At 40.2% G+C, this 23,811-nt stretch carries 14 protein-coding genes; 11 read left to right on the top strand and 3 right to left on the bottom strand.

The features are described 5' to 3' along the window. Window positions 1-14 precede the first annotated feature (14 nt). From MWU84_RS12690 to MWU84_RS12670, 5 genes are all read left to right on the top strand, one after another. Complete coding sequence (locus tag MWU84_RS12690) at window positions 15-1,508, top strand: RagB/SusD family nutrient uptake outer membrane protein (protein ID WP_246901849.1); 1,494 nt, start codon at window positions 15-17, stop codon at window positions 1,506-1,508. Between the two features lie 34 nt (window positions 1,509-1,542). Further along, a complete protein-coding gene (locus MWU84_RS12685; RefSeq protein ID WP_246901848.1) occupies window positions 1,543-4,224 on the top strand; it encodes a c-type cytochrome in 2,682 nt (893 codons plus the stop codon). A gap of 59 nt (window positions 4,225-4,283) precedes the next feature. Then, on the top strand, window positions 4,284-5,456 hold the full coding sequence (locus MWU84_RS12680; RefSeq protein ID WP_246901847.1) for a VCBS repeat-containing protein: 1,173 nt from the start codon (window positions 4,284-4,286) through the stop codon (window positions 5,454-5,456). 3 nt (window positions 5,457-5,459) lie between these two features. Then, window positions 5,460-6,263 carry a DUF1080 domain-containing protein gene (locus MWU84_RS12675; RefSeq protein WP_246901846.1) on the top strand — a complete coding sequence of 268 codons (804 nt, stop codon included), beginning with the start codon at window positions 5,460-5,462 and terminating at the stop codon, window positions 6,261-6,263. A gap of 504 nt (window positions 6,264-6,767) precedes the next feature. Beyond that, on the top strand, window positions 6,768-10,289 hold the full coding sequence (locus MWU84_RS12670) for a sulfatase-like hydrolase/transferase (RefSeq protein WP_246901845.1): 3,522 nt from the start codon (window positions 6,768-6,770) through the stop codon (window positions 10,287-10,289). A gap of 136 nt (window positions 10,290-10,425) precedes the next feature. Here the strand turns inward: MWU84_RS12670 and MWU84_RS12665 are convergent, their stop codons facing one another. Both MWU84_RS12665 and MWU84_RS12660 read right to left on the bottom strand, forming a co-directional pair. Continuing rightward, window positions 10,426-12,624: a molybdopterin cofactor-binding domain-containing protein gene (locus MWU84_RS12665; RefSeq protein ID WP_246901844.1), complete on the bottom strand. Its 2,199-nt coding sequence runs from the start codon at window positions 12,622-12,624 to the stop codon at window positions 10,426-10,428. 32 nt (window positions 12,625-12,656) lie between these two features. Beyond that, a complete protein-coding gene (locus MWU84_RS12660; RefSeq protein WP_246901843.1) occupies window positions 12,657-13,121 on the bottom strand; it encodes a (2Fe-2S)-binding protein in 465 nt (154 codons plus the stop codon). Between the two features lie 742 nt (window positions 13,122-13,863). Here MWU84_RS12660 and MWU84_RS12655 point away from each other — a divergent pair. Together MWU84_RS12655 and MWU84_RS12650 are read left to right on the top strand one after the other, a co-directional pair. After that, window positions 13,864-14,232: a hypothetical protein gene (locus tag MWU84_RS12655; RefSeq protein ID WP_031443352.1), complete on the top strand. Its 369-nt coding sequence runs from the start codon at window positions 13,864-13,866 to the stop codon at window positions 14,230-14,232. Between the two features lie 144 nt (window positions 14,233-14,376). Beyond that, complete coding sequence (locus MWU84_RS12650; protein WP_246901842.1) at window positions 14,377-15,012, top strand: MCP four helix bundle domain-containing protein; 636 nt, start codon at window positions 14,377-14,379, stop codon at window positions 15,010-15,012. 192 nt (window positions 15,013-15,204) lie between these two features. Here the strand turns inward: MWU84_RS12650 and MWU84_RS12645 are convergent, their stop codons facing one another. Further along, the gene (locus MWU84_RS12645; protein WP_348647869.1) at window positions 15,205-15,798 is read right to left on the bottom strand and encodes an RNA polymerase sigma-70 factor; all 594 of its coding nucleotides are present in this window, start codon (window positions 15,796-15,798) and stop codon (window positions 15,205-15,207) included. A 126-nt stretch (window positions 15,799-15,924) separates the two neighbouring features. Between MWU84_RS12645 and MWU84_RS12640 the strand changes: the two genes are divergently transcribed. The 4 genes from MWU84_RS12640 (at window position 15,925) to MWU84_RS12625 (ending at window position 23,793) form a co-directional block, all read left to right on the top strand. Next, the gene (locus MWU84_RS12640; protein WP_246901841.1) at window positions 15,925-17,073 is read left to right on the top strand and encodes a FecR family protein; all 1,149 of its coding nucleotides are present in this window, start codon (window positions 15,925-15,927) and stop codon (window positions 17,071-17,073) included. A 156-nt stretch (window positions 17,074-17,229) separates the two neighbouring features. Further along, complete coding sequence (locus MWU84_RS12635; protein ID WP_246901840.1) at window positions 17,230-20,583, top strand: TonB-dependent receptor; 3,354 nt, start codon at window positions 17,230-17,232, stop codon at window positions 20,581-20,583. Between the two features lie 14 nt (window positions 20,584-20,597). Further along, a complete protein-coding gene (locus tag MWU84_RS12630; RefSeq protein ID WP_246901839.1) occupies window positions 20,598-22,073 on the top strand; it encodes a RagB/SusD family nutrient uptake outer membrane protein in 1,476 nt (491 codons plus the stop codon). 124 nt (window positions 22,074-22,197) lie between these two features. After that, complete coding sequence (locus tag MWU84_RS12625; RefSeq protein WP_246901838.1) at window positions 22,198-23,793, top strand: sulfatase; 1,596 nt, start codon at window positions 22,198-22,200, stop codon at window positions 23,791-23,793. The last annotated feature ends 18 nt before the right edge of the window (window positions 23,794-23,811 follow it).

Here is a 23,811-nt window from a genome sequence, read left to right as displayed (position 1 = left end):
TTAAAACTGAAAAAATGAAAAAAATATTCTATTTTATCGCAGCAATGTTAGGTTTTCTAGCAAGCGGTTGTGACGAGGAATTAACGATCTTCCCAGAAGACTCATTAAGTGTACCTACCTTCTTTAAAACGGAAGAGGATTTTACACAAGCCATCAATGGGGCTTATGTACCCCTACGTAACATAAATAATCAATCTAAACCATTTTTGGCCGAGATGCACTCGGACAACACTTATTTTGCACGTAATACGGCCTTTGGAGCTACGGACAACCAGGAGGATATTGCCGACCACTCCATACCCAGCGATGGAGGAATTACAGCAAATTCCCATGTGTATAATGTTTATGTTGATTATTATGAAATTATTGCCAGGGCCAATCAGATTTTGGCAACCATAGATGAGGCTGACATCGATGCCGATGTGAAAGCGAACGTAAAGGGGCAAGCACTTTTTTTAAGGGCCTATTCCTATTTTGACTTGGCACAATTCTTTGGCAGTGTACCTATGCACCTTGAGCCTGTAGTGGACCGGGAAGGAGCAGCTTTACCACTTGCTTCTGAAGATGAGCTTTATGCGCAGATTATAGAAGATGCCAAAGCGGCCATTCCCTTATTGCCGCTTAAATCGCAACAACAGCCTGGTAGGGTGACTTCCGGTGCCGCACAAACCCTTTTGGGCAATGTTTATGTAGTGCGCAAGCAATGGGGCGAGGCTGAAATTGTATTGCAGGCGGTGGTAGATAGCGAGGAATACATGTTGATGCCCAATTATGAGGATGCCTTTTCAGGAAATAGTGACAACAAGAATAATATGGAGTCCGTCTTTGAAATCCAATATCGGGAAGGTGCAGACGGACTGAACGGTAGTTTCTTGTACAACTTTCTTCCAAGGCCAATTACTGCCGAAGAGGTAGGTGCAATAACGGGTACATCCAATCCACAACCAGTAAACGGAGAAGGAAACAACATACCTACACCGGACATTATAGAAGCCTATGAAGATGGGGATTTAAGGGAAGATGCATCGATAATGTACGTAACCGCCAGTGAGAGTTTTTGGGAAGATGGTATATACCCTATAATTAAGAAATATGTTGAGCCACACGCCTTACATGGAAACCATGGCATGAACTGGCCAGTCTATCGTTATTCAGAAGTATTATTATTATTGGCCGAATCTCTTGAGGAACAGAGTAAGGCAGGTGCAGATACCTACTTAAAAATGGTACGTGACCGTGCCGGATTGGGAGATTATTCCGGAGATTTGGGAGAAGCTATATTCAAGGAAAGAAGGGTGGAGCTAGCTTTTGAGAACAAAAGATGGTTTGATTTGGTAAGAACTGGACGCGCCATAGATGTAATAACTGCCCATGGGAATAAGATAAAGGCAAACCCTGTTGACTACTATTATCCAGCGGGAGTTGAACCAAGAGGTAATGTCTTTACCAACATTTCTGAGCGGTATGCACTTCCGGCCTCAGAGTCATCGTTGAACCCGAATTTTTAATTATATTAGTGCACCTAATAAAAAAATGTAACCAATGATCAGACCAATTGCAGCAATTATTTTTGCAATGCTTTTATCCGTTTCTTGTGAGGATTCAAAGAAATTGGAAACGGCAAATGGCCAAGAGCTCGACCCAAAATTGGCGAAGCTTAAATTACAGCCCGGCTTTGAAGCGGAGCACCTTTATAGTCCCGCCGATAATGACCAGGGCTCATGGGTAGCCATGGCCTTCGACAATAAGGATCGACTGATAACTGCCGATCAATACGGAGCGTTATATCGCCTAGAGGTTCCTGCCATTGGATCTGATGTGCTAACTCCTAAGATTGAAAAGCTTAAGATTCAAACTGGAGAGGCCGTGGCCGATTCAATAATTCAAATGGGTTATGCCCAAGGACTGCTCTACGCTTTTAACAGCCTGTATGTAATGGTCAATCATCGCGGTAATGATGAATTTGAAAAGAGCAGCGGTCTCTATCGTTTACAGGATACGGACAATGATGATCAATATGACAAGATTACCCAGTTAAAGGCATTGAACGGTGCAGGTGAACATGGTCCACATAGTATTGTTTTAAGTCCTGATGGTGAATCTCTGTACGTCATTGCAGGAAACCATACAGATCTTCCAGAAATGGATACATATCGCTTGCCCAATGTTTGGCAAGACGACAACCTCTTTCCCCAAGTAAAAGATCCCCGCGGCCATGCCAATGACCGCGGAGCTCCCGGAGGGTGGATAGCAAAAATAGATCCAGAAGGTAAAAACTGGGAATTGATCAGCGCAGGTTTCCGAAATCCATTTGATCTGGATTTTAACGATGAAGGAGACATGTTTGTTTATGATTCCGATATGGAATGGGATTTGGGCATGCCTTGGTATCGTCCAACCCGTATCTGTCATGTAACAAGTGGAAGTGAATTTGGTTGGAGAACCGGTAATGGTAAATGGTCTCCGGCATATCCGGATAACCTTCCCGCGATTGTGAATATTGGACAGGGATCTCCCACCAATGTGGTTTATGGCAAGGGAGCCAAATTTCCTGAGAAATATCAAAAGAGCATTTATGCCTTTGATTGGAGTTTTGGAATCATATACGCCATTCACCTTAAGCCTAATGGGGCCTCCTATGATGGAGAGAGGGAGGAATTTTTATCAGGGATACCGCTTCCTTTAACGGATGGTGTAATAGGTCCTGATGGAGCAATGTATTTTATGACCGGGGGACGAAGGTTGGATTCCGATCTTTATAGGGTGCATTATACCGGAAATGAAGCGGTAACAGCTGCCAACAAAGCATCCGAACTTACTGAAGGAAATAAAATACGAAGACAACTGGAGGAGTATCATTCCGGTCCTAAAAGTGGGGCGATCGACTTTGCATGGCCTTATTTAAGCAATGAGGATAGGTTTCTTCAATATGCGGCACGTGTTGCTATAGAGCACCAACCAGTTAAGGAATGGCAGGGCAAAGTACTTTCTGAAAAAGACCCCCTTATATTGGCCCAAGGTATTATCGCGCTGGCACGGCATGGAGCCAAATCCCAGCAGGACCAAATGCTGAATGCCCTTGTAGGTGTAGACTATTCGAAGCTTTCCCCTAAGCAACAGGTAGACCATTTACGTGCTTTCGAATTGACTCTTTCCCGTTTTGGTATTCCGGGGTCATCGGTTAAGAACAAAGTTATCGATTATCTTTCGCCAAATTATCCTGCGACTTCGGCTGTATTGAACCAGTTGCTTAGTAAAACACTTGCTTATCTTGACGACCCTACGGTAGCTAGCAAAACACTGGCACTTTTGGAATCGAATACAGATGAGAATATTGATGTAATGGCCAATACGGCTACTGAGGCTTCGGATCTAATTTTAAGAAACCCACAATATGGAATGGATATAGCGCTTACCCTTAAAAATATGCCCCCTGCCCAACATACTTATTATGGAATGGTGCTGGAGGATGTTGATAAGGGCTGGACTCCAGAACTTCGTGAAAAGTATTTTAATTGGTTCAACAAAGCCTTTTCCTTTAAAGCGGGAAGAAGTTATATCGGATTTATAGACAAGGCCAGAAAAAAAGCTTTGACCCATGTTCCTAAGGATCAATTCGATTTTTACGATAAGATGTCCGGTGCCGAACTGTTGTCCAGCTCAGGTAACGATTTGGCTGTGTCTACAGTACAGCCCAAAGGCCCGCGTCACAATTGGAAAGTGGAGGAGATCGAACCCTTATTGGCCGATGGCCTGAAAGGTAGGGATTTTGAATACGGCAAAAGTATGTTTGCGGCTACCACCTGTATCACATGTCATTCCATGCAAGGAGAAGGAGAGAATATTGGCCCGGACCTAACGCAATTGGGAACCCGTTTTTCACCTCAGGATATACTTAAGGCGATTATTGAACCTAACGATGTAATTTCGGATCAATATAATACCACGGTCTACACCCTGAAGGATGGAAAATCGATCGTAGGAAGATTGATGAACGAGACGGAACAAAATTATATTGTCTCTCAGAATCCCTACGCACCTGATCAAACTAGGGAAGTACCCAAGGACCAAGTGGTGGATACCAAACTTTCCACAGTATCTTGGATGCCTCCAGGGACCATTAATAGATTAAACGAAGATGAAGTTAAAGACCTTTTGGCCTATTTGGTATCAGGCGGAAATCCTGAAAATCCAATATATTCCGAAACAGAGGCCAGCAATTAGCAATGGCCGAATTAATTTTTGAAATTAGTTTATTCATGTCAAAAAGACCTGCACCGTTTATGTTAAGATCAGCTAACTTAAACGGTGCAAGCCTTTTGGTAAACGTTGTTCTTTTTCTAATGGTGCCTTTTATATGGGCCCAAACGAAACCCTTAAAGTTCACCAAACAACAAATTGCTTCCGAAAGTTACGAGTCGGTCGGGGTGTTCGATGTGGACATGGATAATGTAGTCGATATTGTTTCTGGGGCCTATTGGTACAAGGGGCCCGATTTTATAACACGGCATTATATAGGTTCAGCAAAAAGATATGGCGAATATTATGATGATTTTTCCACTATTCCTTTGGATGGGAATGGCGATGGCCTAATGGACTTCATTACCGGAGGCTGGTTTGGAAAACAATTGGTTTGGAAACAAAATCCTGGTGATGGCGGTCAATGGCAGGAACATTTAATCGCCGAAGCGGGTAATATCGAAAGTACGCGTTCCTGGGATTTGGATGGAGACGGCATAATAGAAATAATTCCCAATACTCCCAATGACTCTTTAGTGGTTTATAGATTGCAATTGGATGACAATAAAAAAGGTGCAGGAATGTTCAGCAAACACTCCATTATTGGTCCGCATGGACATGGCCTTGGATTTGGTGATATAAACGGTGATGGTCTTACTGATATTATTGTATCAAAAGGTTGGTTGCAAGCGCCGGAGGATACCTATGCAGGGGAATGGAAAATGCATCATGAATTTGACTTGGGCACTGCAAGTGTTCCCATAATAGTTGCCGATGTTAACAAGGATGGTCTTTCGGACCTTATTGTTGGCCAAGGACATGATTACGGCCTCTCTTGGTACGAACAAAAACCCGCTACCAAGAAACAAAAAACCCAATGGACAAAGCACGCCATTGACCCCTATAATTCACAGTACCACAGTATGGAATGGACAGATATCGACCAGGATGGGGAAAATGAACTGGTAACAGGGAAACGTTACCGTGCCCATAATGGAAAAGACCCCGGTGGTAACGATGAACTTGGTCTTTATTATTTCAAGTGGAACGGGGAGAATTTTAGTAAGCAAGTTATTGATTACGGACCCTATGGCCGTGGAAAGGGAACCGGAGTCTACTTTAGTGTATCCGATGTGGACAATAACGGAATGAAAGATATTATCGTGGCCGGTAAGGATGGCCTAAACATTTATTACAACGAACCAATAAAACAATAAAACATGAATTTAAAAAGAATTTTTAAGCCTCATATATTAGTGCTGCTTGCAATTGTTGGCCTACAATCCTGTAAGGAGAAAAAAGAAAACGCACCGCAACAGGAAGTGGCTGTGGCCACAGCGGAGCAAGACGGATTTGTTCAAATCTTTGATGGCAAGACACTTGATAACTGGGAAGGAGATCCCAACTATTGGAGGGTAGAAAACGGTAATCTTGTGGGAGAAGTAACTCCAACGACCTTATTAAAGAACAACACCTTTATTATTTGGCAAGGCGGACAACCCGCAGATTTTGAGCTGAAGCTCGAATTTCGCATAGCGGAAGCAGGGAACAGCGGCATAAACTACCGCAGCGAAAAAGTGGATACCATTCCTTTTGCCTTAAGGGGATATCAGGCCGATATTGACGGTAAGATACGATATACCGGTCAGAACTATGAGGAGAAAAAGCGCACTACTTTGGCCTATAGAGGTGAAAAGGCCAAAATAACGTCTCAGGAAAACCCGGATGCCCTAGGGTCCTTACGGGCCAATGTGGCAAAGAATGCCTGGCAGAGTCGTGAAGTTTTAGAATCACTTGGGGATTCGGACGAGCTAAAGACAAAGATCAAAAGTGAAGATTGGAACGAAGCACACCTTGTTATTAAAGGCAACAAATTACAGCACTACATTAACGGCGTTCTAATGAGTGAGGTAATAGACGATGATACCGTAAATAGGACATCTTCAGGGCATTTGGGAGTGCAGGTGCATGTAGGTCCACCTATGAAAGTTGAATATAGAAATATAAGACTGAAGAATTTATAGCATTTATATTTGCTTCTTTTCAAGAAGATCGAAACCTGAACATTAATTGTTGGGTTTTGTTAGAAGCTTGGAAAGTTCACTATTAAAAGAAGGGATGAAAAATAAAATTTTCATCCCTTTTTATTTGTTGCCCAAAGGAAGTCCACTCCTCGACTCCAACTATTTAAAGTGAGTTCGATCGATCTTTATTGGAGAATGAGTTGTTCATGGTAATATTGCTGTCCCCTCGAGCGCAGTCGAGAGGTATTGGGTGCTTAATATCACTTAGCGAGTAAATTTACTTGTGCACAGGACAGCACAGGACAGGTAATGGCCATATAAAGATTAAGTTTGATGAAGTCTATTTCAATCATAGTTATACTTTGTTTTCTTAAATTGGATTATCAATTCCAATCCATTGGAAAACTACTTTTTTTTGATGATCGACTTGATAGAGCTTAATTTATGGACCAAATAACAATTGGCAAATTAGTGCTGCCAATTACAAACAAAAAACACGGATTGATGAAAATAAGAATAATTGTTGTTACACTCCTTTGCGTTTGCGCTTTTCCACTAACCGCACAAAGAACATCAGAAGCACAGCAAGCCAACAAACCCAATATCATCTTTATCTTGACCGATGACCAGCGTTTTGATGCTCTGGGATATGCCGGCAACAAACTCATTTCCACTCCGGAAATGGATAAATTGGCCCAAGAAGGCACTTATTTTAAAAATGCCATTGTAACCACTCCCATCTGTGCGGCCAGTAGGGCAAGTATACTAACCGGGCTTTACGAACGCACCCACAGTTACAATTTTCAAACTGGAAATATTAGGGATAGCTATATGGCCGAGTCCTATCCGACCTTATTAAAAAACAATGGATACCACACTGGTTTTTTTGGAAAATATGGCGTAAGATATGATCAGCAGGTCCAACAGTTCGATGTTTATGAATCCTATGACCGTAACGGTGCCTATCCTGATAAAAGAGGATATTATTATAAGACCTTGGGGAAAGATACGGTGCACCTTACACGATATACGGGGCAACAGGCTATAGATTATATTGCCGACGCCAAATCTGATAAACCTTTTTGCCTTTCGTTGAGCTTTAGTGCGCCCCATGCCCATGACAATGCCGAAGACCAATATTTTTGGCAACCTGAATCCGATGGATTGCTTCAGAACATCGATATGCCCGGACCGGAACTGGGGGAGGACAAATACTTTGAAGCACAACCAAAATTTGTCCGGGATGGCTTTAACCGTTTGCGCTGGACCTGGAGGTACGACACTCCTGAAAAATACCAACATAGCGTAAAGGGTTATTACAGGATGATTTCGGGCATAGATCGGGAAATTGCCAAGATAAGGGAGGAGCTAAAGAAAAAAGGACTTGATAAGAACACCGTAATCATTTTGATGGGAGATAATGGCTACTTCTTAGGGGAACGCCAGCTTGCCGGAAAATGGTTGCTATATGATAATTCAATAAGAGTGCCTTTAATTGTATTCGACCCGCGTTTAAAAAAACAGAAGGACAACGATGCCTTGGCATTGAACATTGATGTTCCGTCCACCATTTTAGATTTGGCAGGAATAGAACAACCCAACGGATGGCAGGGCAAAAGCCTAATGCCCATCATTAAAAATCCCAAAACCGATTTTGAACGGGATACCATTTTAATAGAACATCTTTGGGAATTTGAGAATATACCACCTAGTGAAGGGGTACGTACCCAAGATTGGAAATACTTCCGTTATGTAAATGACCAGTCTTTTGAGGAACTTTATAATTTAAAAGATGATCCAAAAGAAATCAACAACCTTGCGAAAGAATCAAAATATGCCGATAAACTTGAATCCTTTCGAAAAAAAACCAACAGCCTGTTACTTGAACTTTCGGACGATTATTCCAAAGGACCCTCCAATTTAATTGTTGAATGGATTAGAAATACAGCCGGAGTAACCATAATCGATTCCAAACCGGAATTCGGATGGGTGGTGCCAGATGGAGCAGTTTCTCAATCGGCCTATCAAATATTGGTAGCTTCATCCCTGGAAAAAATTAATAATAATATTGGTGATGTTTGGGACAGTGGGCAAATAAGAAATAATGTCTCATCAGAAATAGAACATGGGGGAGGGCCGTTGGTAAATGCCCAGACCTACTTTTGGAAAGTGCGTATTTGGGATCAGGACAATAGGCTATCGCGATATTCGAAATGTCAGTCCTTTACCATGGGCAGTCCAAAAGCAACGATCACTAGTCCAAATAGTTTTCAGATTGATAAAATAAAACCAGTCCACTTTGAAAAAAGAGGTGACACCTATTTTGTGGATTTTGGCAAGGCAGCCTTCGCTACCATCGATTTCACTTATAAGGCCAAAACCGCCCACACCCTTACTTTCCGAATTGGGGAACAGTTGGAGGGAGAAAATATCAACAGGAAACCCTTTGAAAAGAGCCATATTAGGTTTCAAGAGATTAAATTACCGGTGACCCCTAGACAGACCCAATATCAACTTCAAATAAAACCGGACAAGAGAAACACCCTGCCCGGAAAAGCACTTCCTTTGCCAGAAGGCTTCCCCGTCCTATTGCCTTTCCGATACGCCGAGGTGGAAGGGGCCCAAGAACCCTTTACGGCTGAAAATTTTACACAACTTGCCCATCACAGTTATTGGGAGGATGGTTCCAGCAGTTTTAGCAGTTCCGATGATATTTTGAATCAGGTTTGGGACCTTTGTAAGTACACCATCAAGGCCACTACTTTTAACGGACTTTACGTAGATGGTGATCGGGAAAGAATTCCGTACGAGGCCGACGCCTATTTGAATCAATTGAGCCATTACACAACAGACCGTGAATATGCCATTGCCAGGCAGACTATAGAGTATTTTATGGAACATCCCACATGGCCTACGGAATGGCAACAGCATGTGGCACTTATGTTTTATGCTGATTATATGTACACCGGCAATACGGAGCTTATTGAAAAATACTATGATCAATTAAAATACAAAACACTTTATGAGCTTGCGAACGAAGATGGATTGATTACCTCCAAAAAAATGACCCCTGAGCTTATGGCCAATCTGGGTTTTCCAAAAAACATGAAGGAAACCTTTAGGGACATAGTTGATTGGCCTTCTGCCGGTTGGGGAGGAGACCCATCAAATAAAGGAGAACGCGACGGCTACGTTTTTAGGGATTATAATACCGTTGTCAATGCATTTTACTATCAGAACATGATAATCATGGCCGAGTTTGCCAAGGCTTTAGGTAAAACCCAAGAGGCGGTAGATTTTGAACTTCGCGCCCTCAAAGCTAAAAAAGCGGTCAATGAAAAAATGTTCGACCCAAAACGAGGTGTTTATGTAGATGGTATAGGAACCGACCATGCCGCCCTACATGCCAATATGCTGCCTTTGGCCTTTAATATGGTGCCTGATGAGCATATTAGGTCGGTAGTCGACCATGTGAAGTCTAGGGGAATGGCTTGCAGCGTGTACGGCTCACAATATTTGATGGATGGCCTATACAACGCGGGCGCGGCAGATTACGCCTTGGACCTTTTAAGGGATACAAGTGACAGGAGTTGGTACAATATGATCCGTATTGGATCTACCATTACCCTGGAAGCTTGGGATTTAAAATATAAGAACAATCTTGATTGGAACCATGCATGGGGTGCTGTACCTGCAAATGCCATTCCTCGTGGACTTTGGGGGATTCAACCTAAAACACCCGGCTTTGGCATTGCCACCATTAAACCGCAGTTGGGAGATTTAAAGAATAGTAGTATTGAAGTTCCTACTATAAAAGGGACAATTAAGGCAACGTATACTTACCGAAACCAGCGATCACAGTTATATACCGTAGAAATCCCTGCCAATATGGTTGCCGAATTTAAAATTCAGACCTCCAATAATCACGTTATCATAGTAAATGGGGAAAAGGTAAACATGGCTTTTGGATCACTTCGGTTAACACCGGGAAAGCATCAAATACAGGTGACCATCAACTCGTTTTAACGATTGATAATTCGATTTCAAGGTAAATGGAATATACAAAATACCGTAAAAAAAGGATGTCATAATAGGCAATAGTTCGTAAAACCAAATTGTTTTGAACAATATCGATCTAAGTAATTGAAATGTGTATTCGGCCTTATCCCACCACTTGTTTTTCGGTCATAAAGGGTTGATGATAATGGCGCTGCCCAGTGGCTTTGTACAGGGCATTGGCCAATGCTCCAATAGCAGGCGGAAGACCTGGCTCACCCAATCCGGTTGGGTCAATTTCATTTTCAACAAAGAAGACCTCAATTTCCTTTGGTGCCTGTGAGTGTCGGATCAACTGATATTTGTCAAAATTCATTTGGTTGGGTGCCCCATTTTCAAAGGTCAGCTGGCTATACATGGAATGTCCAATACCATCAATAACACCACCTTGAATCATATTCTTAGCAGCATCTCTATTTACCACAATACCACAATCCACGGCGCACCATACCTTTTCCACAACAGGTTGTCCATTGTTGAGGACCATGTCAAATACTTCCGCGACATAGGTCGAGTGACAAAAATAAGCAGCCACCCCACGATGAACATCTGGTTTTGTTACTCCCCAATTGGCTTTTTCCTTTACCAGTTTCAATACTCCTGCATACCGCTCTGCTTCGTATTCATGTTTTTCCCCTACAGGGTTATTTATGGCACGATCAAACAATTCCAAACGAAAATCTATAGGATCCTTGCCCGCTGCTTCCGCCACTTCGTCAAGAAATGCTTGTTCGGCACCTGCGGTAAAATTGGATCTTGGTGCCCGCCAGGCTCCTGTGGTAACATTGGTTGGCGCCTTGATTTTTTCGGCCGAATAATTTTCAACGGCCCCGGCAGGGAATCGGTTTGGAAATACAGGACCTTCTGGTAATCCGGCACCCTTTACAGTGAAAGCGATAAGATTATTGTTCTCATCGAGACCTGCTTTATAGACAGAACGATAGGTAGGGCGATAGGTTCCCTGCGTCATGTCGTCCTCCCTGCTATATATAAGTTTAACGGGAGCCCCTATTTTTTTGGAAATAGCAGCTGCTTCCACACCAAAATGTACATAAAGCCTTCTCCCAAAACCCCCGCCTATGCGGGTCATGTTTACGGTAACATTTTCCAGGGGTAGGTTCAATAATTTGGAAACTGAACCTTCCAAGGCTTCAGGAGTTTGCGTTGGACCAATAAGTTCTGCCGAATCTGCCGTAACATTGGCAAAAAAGTTCATGGGTTCCAAGGTATTGTGTGCAATAAAAGGGGCACTATAGGTTCTTTCGATGATTTTGGCCGCTTTTTTAAAGGTGGCTTCCGGATTTCCATCCTTTCTACTTTCCATTATCTCCCCGGATACCAAGGCTTTTTCCAATCTTTTTACATGTATTTCGGAACTTTCCAACTCTCCGGTAGTTTCCCAGTTAGCTTTCAGGGCCTTTTTGGCCTGCATTAATTCCCAGGTAGAATCGCCTACTATAGCAATTAATTGTTTGAAACCTTTTTCGTCGAATCCACCAGGTTCTTCAACAGTAGTATCAACAATAAAGGCATCCTTGATCCCTGGCATACTTTTAATTTCCGCTTCGTTAAAGTCTTTGACGGTCATGCCAAAAGCAGGAGGGTGCTGAATCATTGCCAGTTGCATACCATCCCTATGGAAATCAAGTCCAAATAAGGGTTGGCCGGTAACTATTTTCTTCCCATCTACATTCTTGATACTTGTACCGATTAATTTGAAGTCTTTGACTCCTTTAAGTTCTACTTCCTCAGGTACTTCAATTCCTACAGCCTTGGAGGCTATCTCTCCATAAGTGACTGATCGTTCTCCATTCTTTTCTTTGATTGCACCGTTGCTGGCGTTCAAATCCGACACCTGAACACCCCATTCTTTTGCTGCAGCTTCCATTAACATTCTTCGGCCCGTTGCACCAGCCATTCGCAGTGCATTCCAGCTTAAACGAATTGACAAACTTCCGCCTGCAAATTGATTCTGGTACCAACCTGTGTTTAGGGGTGCCTGTTCCACCACAACATTTTCCCATGGTACATCCAATTCTTCTGCCACTATCATCGGCATAGACGTCCGCACATTTTGTCCAATTTCCGGATTGGGCGAATAAATGGTAACTAAACCCGTATCCCCAATTTTGATATATCCGTTGATTTCGAACCATTCTTTGGGCATTGCCACTCCGGGCTCCGGTTCTGGTGTATTTGGATTGCAGCCGTTAAGCCAGCTAAAACCTATTAGCATACCGCCACCGGCGGCAGCTGAAACCTTTATGAAGGAACGACGATTATATTGAGTTTTTATCCGTGTCATGATTTTTCTTTTTTTGATGTACCTAGCAATTTTTAAGCGATTTTTGAATCGGCAGCAGTCTTGATAGCTTTCTTAATGCGGGTATACGTGCCGCAACGACAAATATTTCCGTTCATAGCTCCTTCGATTTCCTCATCGGTGGGATTCGGATTCTTTTTAAGGAAAGCACTAGCGTTCATGATCTGTCCAGCTTGACAATATCCACATTGATACACATCTTCCTCCATCCATGCCAGTTGCACGGGATGGTCGCCGTTTTCGGATAGGCCTTCGATGGTAGTAATATTTTGATCACCTACTGCCGAAATGGGCAATTGACAGGAGCGTACGGCATTATCATCAAGGTGTATAGTACATGCACCGCATTGTGAGATGCCGCAACCGTATTTTGTGCCGACCAATTTTAGATGGTCTCTCAATACCCAAAGCATGGGTGTAGTGGGATCCACATCCAATTGTTGGGTTTTTCCGTTGATTTTTAGATTGAAATTTGCCATGATTTTAGTGTAAGAGAATTAACTGGTATAAGTTACAAAATTAATTGGATGTTAAAAGGGTAGAAATCGAACTAATTATCAATAATTTGTTTAAGTATATTGTTAAATTTTTTAGGAATTGATGACTATAGCAATTTTTACATAATGACATTGAAGATTGTTAGTCTAATACTAGAAGACATGGGATTTATCGATTTTCACTCCACTGTTTTGGTTTTTGGCCGCCAAATGGGAGTCTTATTATTAGAAAAGCAATAGAAAAATGGTAACAAAAGTAGAGCTATCATGGAATAGAGGATAGTTCAATCAACATCCTTAATTATGAATAAAAATTTATAGAACCCAAAACCATTTAAGAAAGTAAATAATCCAAGCAAATAAAGTCAGATAATCTTTATACTACTAAATCAAATACTAAGTAGCCCAAACTTTTGGCTTGGATCAATTGAATCCTTGCCAATGGTTCAAATACTAACTGGGGAAAAATATCCCATTTGGGGAGAAATTCCCCAATTAAATTTTCGGACTCTACACTTTACGGATGTTATTACTCCTTGTATTTCAGGTGTTTAGCATATGGGTTAAAAATGCGCCTTGCCCATGGCATAACCTTTGCTCCAGACCCATAAATATGCTATAAGCGTTTCATGATATTCTTTAATAAAACAAACGGATATTAATGAAATTCTGAAGCTTTTATAAAAAACGAAAAAATTGATTAAAAACCTTTAAAAACACAGTTATGAAAAAATTATTTTTTGCAGTCTTATTCATGGTGGCAACCTTAGGCATTAATGCGCAAAGTGGCAGTCCCGAAGTTCTAAAAGAAGTAAAGGAAGGAGATATACTTAGGATTGGGCGTCCGGACGCTCCTAGTTTTAAGCATATAGATTTTCCAAGAGCGAACACTATTATTAAAAACGGGGGTATAGCCAACTATAAAAAAATGGAAGGAATTAAAGTGGTAGTTACGTCCATAAAGGAAAAAAAGGACGGTACCTTACAGGCTAAGATCAAAAGGACTGATGGTGGACGATTTTTTGGTCTCCATACCGTTGTATCTGCAGATTTAAGGGATGCACTTGAATCGGGAGAGCTTAGGGGAATTTAATATTTAAATGGTTGGTTTAATCCGTCCAGTTCCGAGTTGTTTTAGTGGCTCAAGTTAATTAAGGACTGGACGGATTTTTTAATTCTAAGTGTACAACTTAATATGCATTTGATAATTCGATGTAAACCCTAATAAAACAAAAGAATGTCTAAAAAACTGACCTTAAAACAGCGTCTTAATACTGGTTTTATCTTGACAATAGCATTTTTATTGGTGCTTACATCCAATGTATTAAACAGTAGAAACTTCTCTACTGCGGACCATACCGTGAATTCAGTTTTTGAAGATAGGGTGGTCGCCCTTGAGTACATCTATAGACTTAACAACCTTTTTCACCAGAAAGAGTTGGAGATGACCTCAGCGGAAGGGAATGCAGCCCATGATGCTAATGGTAAAAGTATTACGGAACTTCTGGAGAATTTTTCTAAAACTAAATTAACGCCCAATGAAGCGGTCCATTTTGAACTGCTTAAGGAAAACTATAATGAATTACAATCCTTGGAAAATGGATGGTCTAAGACACAAGCATCTGCAGAAATGGGACCTTCAAAAGAATTCAGTGCACTATTTACAAAAATTAGCAACAATCTTGATAAACTTTCCAAAGTGCAGCTTTCTGAAGGGCGTCAATTGACCTATTTGTCCAATAAGGCATTAAGTATGAACCTATTGCTTTCTAAACTTCAAGTTGCATTTTTAATTGTCATAGGTCTTCTGATGGTACTTATTATTTTTCACGGGGAAAAACCGTTTATAAGGATGATTGGTAAGGATGCTTAAAATATTCTGGCATCTTTGTACAGCGTAGAGTTCATTCTATGTCAATAGACCTGTTTGGGTAGGTTGCTTTTTTGGATACAGAAGTATTAAATACCCGTATTTATTGGGTTAGGTGTGAATTGAGGTACCAACAGTCGAGGAAAGTACACGGAAATTGGCATTAGTCCTTAAAAAGATAATTGGCGTAGAAAATCATTTAGCCAATCCTTTAATTTCGCTACCAAAGATAAGGAACATTATCATCTCATATTTTTTGCCTAATTTTTCCCTAAGGATTCCAAAGGCCTTGGTAATTTGAGCTTCAACAGTTTTTATGGAGACGTTTAGGTGTTCCGAAATTTCAATGTTGGTGAGCCCTTCTTTTTTGCTTAAGACAAATATTCTCTGGCATTTGGGGGGGAGATTTTGTATCTCCTTGGTTATTTGGGCAATAATTGCCTCAAAGGACTGCTCATTATGAATATAAACAGCTTTTTCCAGCCCTTCAAAATATTTGTGTTCCAGAATCATTGTTGAACGATTTTTCTTGTAGGCATTTATAAATTCATTGTATACGGACTTGAATAAATAGTTTTGTAAAGAAGTATGTACGTTGAGTTTCTTTCTTTTTTCCCAGGTTTTTAGAAAAACATTCTGAAGAATATCTTCGGCAAGGGCGTGGTCATTGGTCAATGAAAGTGCATAACCAAACAATCGCCGGTTATACAAATCTACTAGATTTACATATGCTTTTTCATCTCCTTTTTGTAAACGCTTTATAAGTAAAGCATTATCATCCATATTCATAAAATCAATAAAAATTTAGGTTGGTCGTAAAATAATGCAATGGTTATTGCAAATATGAAAAAAAAATCAATTAAAAGTTAGGGTATTGTAAACTTGCTGTGTCATTACTATAAAGATTTGGACTTAATGATCGGATCAGAGGAGGAAAAGCTTATTCTTAAATATTTGTCGAACAACGCAACGGCAAAGGAACTTGATATTTTGTCCGATTGGATTTTAATTGATGGTAATGCAAAAATTTTTCAGGAATACATTCAATTACATTTAGAGATAGTCACTACTATGAACGGACCGAACACGGATAAGCTCAAGAAAAATCTATTGCAAAAAATAAAAAAGGATAAAATCCGAAGTAATTTTAAGGGTTTTTTGAAATATGCTGCTATCAGTTTATTACTTTTTTCTTTAGGCATATTCTTCCAACATGAGAGATCCTTAACTGATGAAACCAATATTTTGATACCTAAAGAAGAATCCATTACGATCATTTTGGGTAATGGTAAGGTGGAAACCCTGAAGACTGCTGGTAACAGGGAAGTAAAGGATGAAGAAGGTAATATAATTGGTACACAGAACAATACTCAATTGAGCTATACGGCCAAAGCCGAAGATCAAAAATTGATTTATAATACTATCAACGTGCCATATGGTAAAAAATTTGATGTTGTTTTGTCGGATGGCACCCATGTTTACTTGAATTCGGGTACTACCCTACGTTTTCCTGTAGCCTTTGTCAAAGGAGTTAGCCGAAAAGTTTTTTTAACAGGAGAGGCTTATTTTGATGTTAAGGAAGATAAAAAACATCCTTTTGTGGTAAATGCCAATGAAATTGATATTCAAGTCCTAGGTACAAAATTTAATGTTTCTCACTATCCAGAAGATGCTAATATTAATACTGTCTTGGTGGAAGGAGCTGTTGAATTGCTGAGAACGGAAGAAGGGACTTCCGATTTGGAATCTGTGAAGTTAAAACCTGGTAACAAAGCGGAATGGCATAAAAATAGTAATGAAATATCCGTGAGCAATGTAGATACAGGTCTTTACACGGCATGGGTGAAAGGGAAATTGGTTTTCCGCAATACCTCTTTCAAACAAATTCGGGAAGCTTTACAACGCCATTATAACGTTAATATAATTAATAATAATAGCCATCTGGAGGAGCAATTATTCGATGCCACTTTTGACATAGAAACAATAGACGAGGTTTTAGAATCATTCAATAAAAGCTGGGCCATTGACTATACTATTTTGGACAATGAAGTAATCATTAAATAAAACTTAAACCTTTTAAATCTGAAGTATATGAATAGACACTCTTAATTAAACCAACCACAGAATCATTTTAACGTAAAAATCGGAAAATGCGGACACATTCCCCGATTTAGTACAAAATGATTTAAACGAATTTAAATCAATTAACAAACCAAAATTATGAAAAAACTCTTAAATTCAGAGGCATATGGGCTATGCCTTTTTAAACTAAGCTTAAAAATGAAACTCACGGTACTGTTAACCATTGTTTCCTTGTTCCAAATTCAAGCAAATACCTATTCACAAAGCAAAAAAATCACCTTGGATATTTCCAATGCTCCTTTGGAAACAATTATCCATAAAATAGAAGCTGCGTCGGAATTTAAATTTTTGCTGAACAGGAAAGATGTAGATCTTAATAGGAAAATAACCATAAAGGTCGAGAATAAGAAGATTGCTGTTATTCTATCAAAATTATTTGAAAATACCGATGTTACTTTTGAGGTACTGAACAAGCAAATCATTTTGAGTAGGAAGAAATTAAATTTAACCTCCCCAATCCAGGCCCTTATACCAGATAAACTTTTAAAAGCCGAACAATTTCAGGTAGCCGGAGTCGTTACCGATCAAGATGGCACTCCGCTGCCCGGGGCAAGTATTGTTGAAAAAGGTACTACCAATGGTACTCAAACAGATTTCGATGGTAACTTTTCAATTTCTGTTGATGATGGAAATGTCATATTAGAAGTTTCATATATCGGATTTTCAACCAAGGAAGTATTAGTTAATGGTCAAAATAATATTAACATTACACTAGAGGAAAGTGCTTCTGGATTAGATGAAGTGGTAGTAGTAGCATATGGAACTGTGAAGAAATCGGATTTGACAGGCGCAGTATCTTCAATAAAGACTGCGGAAATAAATGCGACCCCTTCGGTACGTTTGGATGATGCTTTGAGAGGAAAGGTTTCTGGGGTACAGATTACACCAACCTCTTCACAGCCTGGAGCGGCCGCATCGATTAGAATTCGGGGGACCAACTCCATTTCGGGAAACAGTTCGCCTTTATTTGTAATTGATGGTTTAATTGGAGCTGGTAATTCGTCAGATATTAATGTGCTGGACATTGAATCTGTTGAAGTATTAAAAGATGCTTCTGCTACAGCACTATATGGTTCAAGAGGATCTGCTGGTGTTGTATTGATTACAACCAAAAGGGGAAAGGCAGGGCAATCAAGGTTTACATATGATGCCTATACCACCTTTCAATCTCCAACACGTTTTATCGATGTACTAAATGCCTCTGAATTTGCAGCTTGGCAAAACGAAGTACAAGGTATTGTGGCCTATCCGGATCCTGCTTCTTTAGGAGAGGGAACTAACTGGCAAGAAGAGGTATATAACCATGGAGCGCCAATGACTAGTCATACCTTGTCCGCTTCTGGTGGCAATGAAAAAGCACAATATTTTGTTTCTGGGAATTATTTCGATCAAGATGGAATCTTTAGGGATAGTAATCTAAAAAGATACCAACTTCGTTTAAATGGGGATTATCAAATTAATGACGTGCTTAAAATTGGGAATTCGGTTACCCTTTCACGAAGTACTAGCGTACCAAGAAGCAGTAATATTATTAATATTGCTGGTTGGTTTCCTACACTGCCAGTATTTGATGAAAATGGAGAATACACCATCCAAACAGCGAGTGCCGAATTAAATGCGGAAAACCCTGTGGGTGACTCTGCCAAAAATATCAATTTAAATACTAGGTCTAGGATATTAGGTACTGTTTATGCCGAACTTGAGCCAATAAAGAATTTAAAATATAAGTTTAATTTTGGTACGGATTTGTCTCTCGACAAAAGCGAGAATTATGCTCCTTCAACATTGTTTGGGCAAATTAATGACAGGGGTACCGCAAACATTTCCAATTCAGAGTATTTAAGTGTTCTGGTAGAGCAAACATTATCATATAACACATCCTTTGGCGATCACGATCTGGATGGGCTTTTTGGCTATACAAGGCAGCGGATATTCAATTCAGGAAACTCGGTGCAAGTTAGGGGTTTTACTACAGATTATTTTGCATATAATAATTTGGGATCTGGGTCGGATAGAACGGGAGCGGGTTCCTACTCCAATGAGTTTGGGGTAGAATCCTATTTGTTTAGATTAAATTATGGCTATAAAGGTAAGTATAGAGTTACCTTGAATGGAAGGGTTGATGGATCTTCCAATTTTGCAAAAGACAGTAAATGGGGTACTTTTCCATCAGTCGCAGTTGCGTGGAACGCTGGTCGTGAGGAATTTATAGAAAGCTTAGGTTTGTTTGATGATCTTAAATTCAGAGCTAGTTATGGCCGATTGGGTAATCCAGCTTCTGGAGGTACTTCCTTAGCAAGATTAGGAGCAGGTTTTACTTATCTTTTTGGTAATAGTGGTGATATTACTAACGGAATTGGATTAAATCGATTGGGTAATGATCAATTAAAATTTGAGACTACCGATCAATTGGATTTGGGTATCGATACTTCTTTTTTTAATGATCGATTACAAGTTACATTGGACTATTACCATAAGGAAACCAATGATTTGTTTACCGACGAAGAAATTTTATGGCTGGCAGGAGTGCCCAACGCTGTAATTCCGACCAATTTTGGGTCTATAGAAAATCAAGGATTCGAACTATTTGTGAATTCAATTAATATTGATAAGAATGATTTTAGATGGGATACGAGTTTTAATATATCTACCAACAAGAATGAGGTTATATCCATCCCTGATGAAGATGGTGAGTTATTGATAAATAGATTTGGAGGGGTTTTAAATCAGCCATCTGCAGTTATAAAAGAAGGAGAGCCTATAGGTTCCTTCTACGGGTATATTCGTAATGGTATTTGGAATTCACAGGCGGAAATTGATGACGCAGGTGTTTCTGGTAGAGGAGTTTTTCCTGGTGGAAAACGATTTGAAGATATCAGTGGCCCGGACGGTACACCGGATGGGGTAATAGATGCTTTTGATCAGACAATTATTGGTAATCCACATCCAGAGATTTTTGGAGGTATGAATAATACTTTCACTTATAAAGGATTGGAGTTTTCAATGTATTGGTCATTTGTATTGGGGAATGATATTTTTAATGAAACCGATTCCCGAATAAATACCGCTTTCGATAACAACGTAAGTGGCATGTTTGCCAATCGTTGGACACCTGACAATACCGAGAGTAATATTCCATCAGTAAGAGGTGTTTTTAGGACGGAGGTTGTTCCTGAGACGGGAATAATAGAGGATGGTTCTTTTCTCCGATTGCGCAACATAAGTTTAGGGTATAATATTCCAACAAGTTTGATGCCCATTTTTCAAAATGCTAAAGTTTATGTTAGTGGAACCAATTTATTGTTGTTCGACAATTATAGTGGATATGATCCAGAAATTAACAGAGGAAACGAAAACGCGCGAAGAGGATACGATCAGGCGCAAGACCCGTCTGTGAGGTCCGTTACACTAGGTTTAAGTTTGACATTTTAAAAAAAATTAGAGATATGAAAAAAATAATTCTATTTACACTAATATTGGGGGCAGCGTTGCAATCTTGTGAGGATATCATCACTGAAAAGCCCATAGATTTTTTGGTTCCGGGAAGCTTTCCGGCTACTGAACAAGATGCTCTAGCAGCAACTACAGCAGCTTACACGGCGTTGCATAGTAATATTATTTCCTTTTATTATGCCTTTACTCCAAGTGACATCGCCTTTCAAGGCCAACACAATATGCGACCTGTTTCTTGGTTTTTGGACCTAAATGATAATAATGGCGATGCCACAGCTATGTGGCAATCAAATTATCAAGGTATTGCTCTTGCAAATACAGTAATACAGTTCGTACCGGATGTAGCAATGAATGATGACTATTTAAAAGAGCGCTTAATTGCTGAAGCTAAATTTTTAAGAGCGTTTTATTATTTTGAGCTAGTAAGGGTTTATGGGGATGTTCCTTTACTAAAGGAAGTAATAACCAATACAGATGAGTTGGTAGGTATAACCAGAAATACAGTGGAGGAAGTTTATGATTTAATAGAACAAGATCTTAGTGAGGCGCAATCTGTCTTGCCCAACGAGTATGTAGGTGCAGAAATGGGAAGAGCAACTAAGTGGTCAGCTACCGCACTACTGGCCAAAGTACATCTTACTCAGAATGAATGGTTGGAAGCTAATACCAGAGCACAGCAAGTAATTGCTTCTGGTATGTTTGGATTAGTGGCGGACTATAATAGCCTTTGGGGACAAAACGCGGAGTATGTTCTTATGCCAGATAAAAACGGAGTTTTGGTGAACGAAAATGTTTTTGATATACAATTTCAACAGGATGAACGTAACGATTTTAAGCAAAGCTGGGTAGGCTCTAGAGATACGGAAATAGTTGGTGCTACCAATGCTGTAGGCGGTGGCTGGGAAAACATGTTGCCTACCACTGACTACCTGAACATGTTTGAAGATGGAGATGTAAGAAAAGAAATAAGTTACGTTACAGAATTAAATGGTAACGTGCTTGAGTCGCCAAGAACGCCAGGTGCGGGCCCGGTCACGGGTAAATATCTTAATGCGGACGGAGATGCTCCAAAAAGTAACAATGGTAGTCAAAACACCTACCTGATCAGATATTCAGATGTGCTTTTAATGCGTGCCGAGGCGGAAAACGAGTTAAATGGACCTACAAATGCGTACCCTTTTATAAACCAAGTAAGGGAAAGAGCAGGCCTACCGCCTTTAAGCGGTTTAGATCAAACTTCGTTCCGAGAAGCTTTGCGAAAGGAACGTGCCACGGAACTTGGGTTTGAAGGCCATCGTAAGTATGATTTGCTGAGATGGGGGATTTTTGTTGAGACCATAAGAAATGCTTCAGACCCTCATCTAGGAACGCCAGCGGCAAACATTCAAGATCATCATGTGTTGTTGCCTGTTCCTGCTAGGGAACGGGAAATTTCAGAGGGTAGTATTACCCAGAATCCTGGATATTGATTTCTAATTTATAACTATGCAAAGATTTGAAAAACCATGGTTGGCTCCATGGTTTTTCATCTTAAAGTAGGTAGGGGGTAAGTGCACCAAAATGAATTTGTATTAAACAAAACATCACTTCAAAATGAAACATTCTAAATTAATTGGCTTGGTAATTTTTACACTTGTATTATTGTCTTGTAGGGAGAACAATAAGAGAGTCGAAGAGGTCGAGAAAAAACCAAATATTGTATTTATTCTTGTCGATGACCTAGGGCTACACGATTTGAGCATTACTGGAAGTAAATTTTATGAGACTCCTAATGTGGATCGTATAGCAGAAGAAGGCATGGTTTTCGAACAGGGTTATGCTGCCAGTAGGGTCTGTAGTCCTTCCAGGGCCAGCATCATGACCGGTAAATTTACAGCTCGTCATGGTATTACAGATTGGATTGGCGCGGCTTCGGGTACTGCCTGGCGCAAACATAATAGGCATGATAAATTACTTCCAGCAGAATATGTACATAACCTTCCGGAAAATGACGTTACCATAGCTGAAGCAATGAAGGCAGCTGGTTACAAAACTTTTTTTGCAGGAAAATGGCATTTAGGTGGGGAAGGATCATATCCAGAGGATCATGGATTTGAAATCAATAAGGGGGGTTGGGATAAAGGCAGTCCAATGGGCGGTTATTTTTCGCCTTGGGACAACCCCAAATTACCCAACATAGTTAAAGGTGAAAACTTGACTATGCGTTTGGGCAAGGAAACAGCGAATTTTATTAAACAACACAAGGATTCTGCCTTTTTTGCTTTTCTATCGTTTTATGCTGTGCATGGTCCTATACAAACAACAAGTGAAAAATGGCAGAAATATAGAGATAAAGCCGAGGATAAAGGTATAGCGAAGGATGGATATAAAATGGAACGTGTTTTACCTGTCAGACAAGTCCAGGATAACCCTATATATGCCGGACTAGTTGAAAGTATGGACGACGCAGTTGGAGTTGTGCTTCAGGCGTTAAAGGAAGCTGGACTTGAAGAAAATACTATAGTAGTCTTTACTTCGGACAACGGTGGTGTTGCATCTGGTGATGCCTTCTCTACTTCGAACCTTCCATTACGAGGAGGGAAAGGATATCAATGGGAGGGAGGTATTCGTGAACCTTATTTTATAAAGGTACCATGGTTGAAGAATGGCGGGTCACAGAGTAGTTTTCCAGTAACAGGAACTGATTTCTACCCAACACTTTTAGATTTGGCGAATGTAAATTTGCTGCCAGAGCAACATATAGACGGTATTAGCCTTAAGCCTATTTTAGAAGGTGAAAAAATGGATATTCAAAGACCTCTGTTCTGGCACTACCCACATTATGGTAATCAAGGAGGCAATCCTTCATCGATTATTAGGGAGAATGATTGGAAGCTAATCCATTATTGGGAAGATGGAAGAGAGGAGTTGTACAACCTAGCTTCAGATGCTGGCGAGCAATCCAATGTCATTACTGAAAACCCTGAAATAGCAGAAAAACTTAGCAAAAAACTTGTTGATTGGCTTGAGAACGTTGGAGCCAATATGCCAACAAAAGATCCTGAATTTGATATGAAACTTGCCGCAAAAAGGCATCAGAACATTGTTAAAGAGAAGTTACCTGCTTTAGAAGCTGAGCGAATGAATTTTTTATCAAAGGATTTTGAACCTAATAATGACTGGTGGGGAAGCAAAATAACCCAAGATTAAAGTCTACTAAAATTTCCC

It is taken from the genome of Arenibacter sp. F20364 (assembly GCF_023015905.1).
Taxonomy (GTDB): Bacteria; Bacteroidota; Bacteroidia; order Flavobacteriales; family Flavobacteriaceae; genus Arenibacter.
Note: the sequence above shows the minus strand (reverse complement) of the source record. Positions and strands in the feature narration are given on the sequence as shown.

Coding starts and splice junctions, on each gene's coding strand:
- MWU84_RS12690 (WP_246901849.1), top strand. CDS start 15: ATGAAAAAAATATTCTATTTTATCGCAGCAATGTTAGGTTTTCTAGCA.
- MWU84_RS12685 (WP_246901848.1), top strand. CDS start 1,543: ATGATCAGACCAATTGCAGCAATTATTTTTGCAATGCTTTTATCCGTT.
- MWU84_RS12680 (WP_246901847.1), top strand. CDS start 4,284: ATGTTAAGATCAGCTAACTTAAACGGTGCAAGCCTTTTGGTAAACGTT.
- MWU84_RS12675 (WP_246901846.1), top strand. CDS start 5,460: ATGAATTTAAAAAGAATTTTTAAGCCTCATATATTAGTGCTGCTTGCA.
- MWU84_RS12670 (WP_246901845.1), top strand. CDS start 6,768: ATGAAAATAAGAATAATTGTTGTTACACTCCTTTGCGTTTGCGCTTTT.
- MWU84_RS12665 (WP_246901844.1), bottom strand. CDS start 12,624: ATGACACGGATAAAAACTCAATATAATCGTCGTTCCTTCATAAAGGTT.
- MWU84_RS12660 (WP_246901843.1), bottom strand. CDS start 13,121: ATGGCAAATTTCAATCTAAAAATCAACGGAAAAACCCAACAATTGGAT.
- MWU84_RS12655 (WP_031443352.1), top strand. CDS start 13,864: ATGAAAAAATTATTTTTTGCAGTCTTATTCATGGTGGCAACCTTAGGC.
- MWU84_RS12650 (WP_246901842.1), top strand. CDS start 14,377: ATGTCTAAAAAACTGACCTTAAAACAGCGTCTTAATACTGGTTTTATC.
- MWU84_RS12645 (WP_348647869.1), bottom strand. CDS start 15,798: ATGAATATGGATGATAATGCTTTACTTATAAAGCGTTTACAAAAAGGA.
- MWU84_RS12640 (WP_246901841.1), top strand. CDS start 15,925: ATGATCGGATCAGAGGAGGAAAAGCTTATTCTTAAATATTTGTCGAAC.
- MWU84_RS12635 (WP_246901840.1), top strand. CDS start 17,230: ATGAAAAAACTCTTAAATTCAGAGGCATATGGGCTATGCCTTTTTAAA.
- MWU84_RS12630 (WP_246901839.1), top strand. CDS start 20,598: ATGAAAAAAATAATTCTATTTACACTAATATTGGGGGCAGCGTTGCAA.
- MWU84_RS12625 (WP_246901838.1), top strand. CDS start 22,198: ATGAAACATTCTAAATTAATTGGCTTGGTAATTTTTACACTTGTATTA.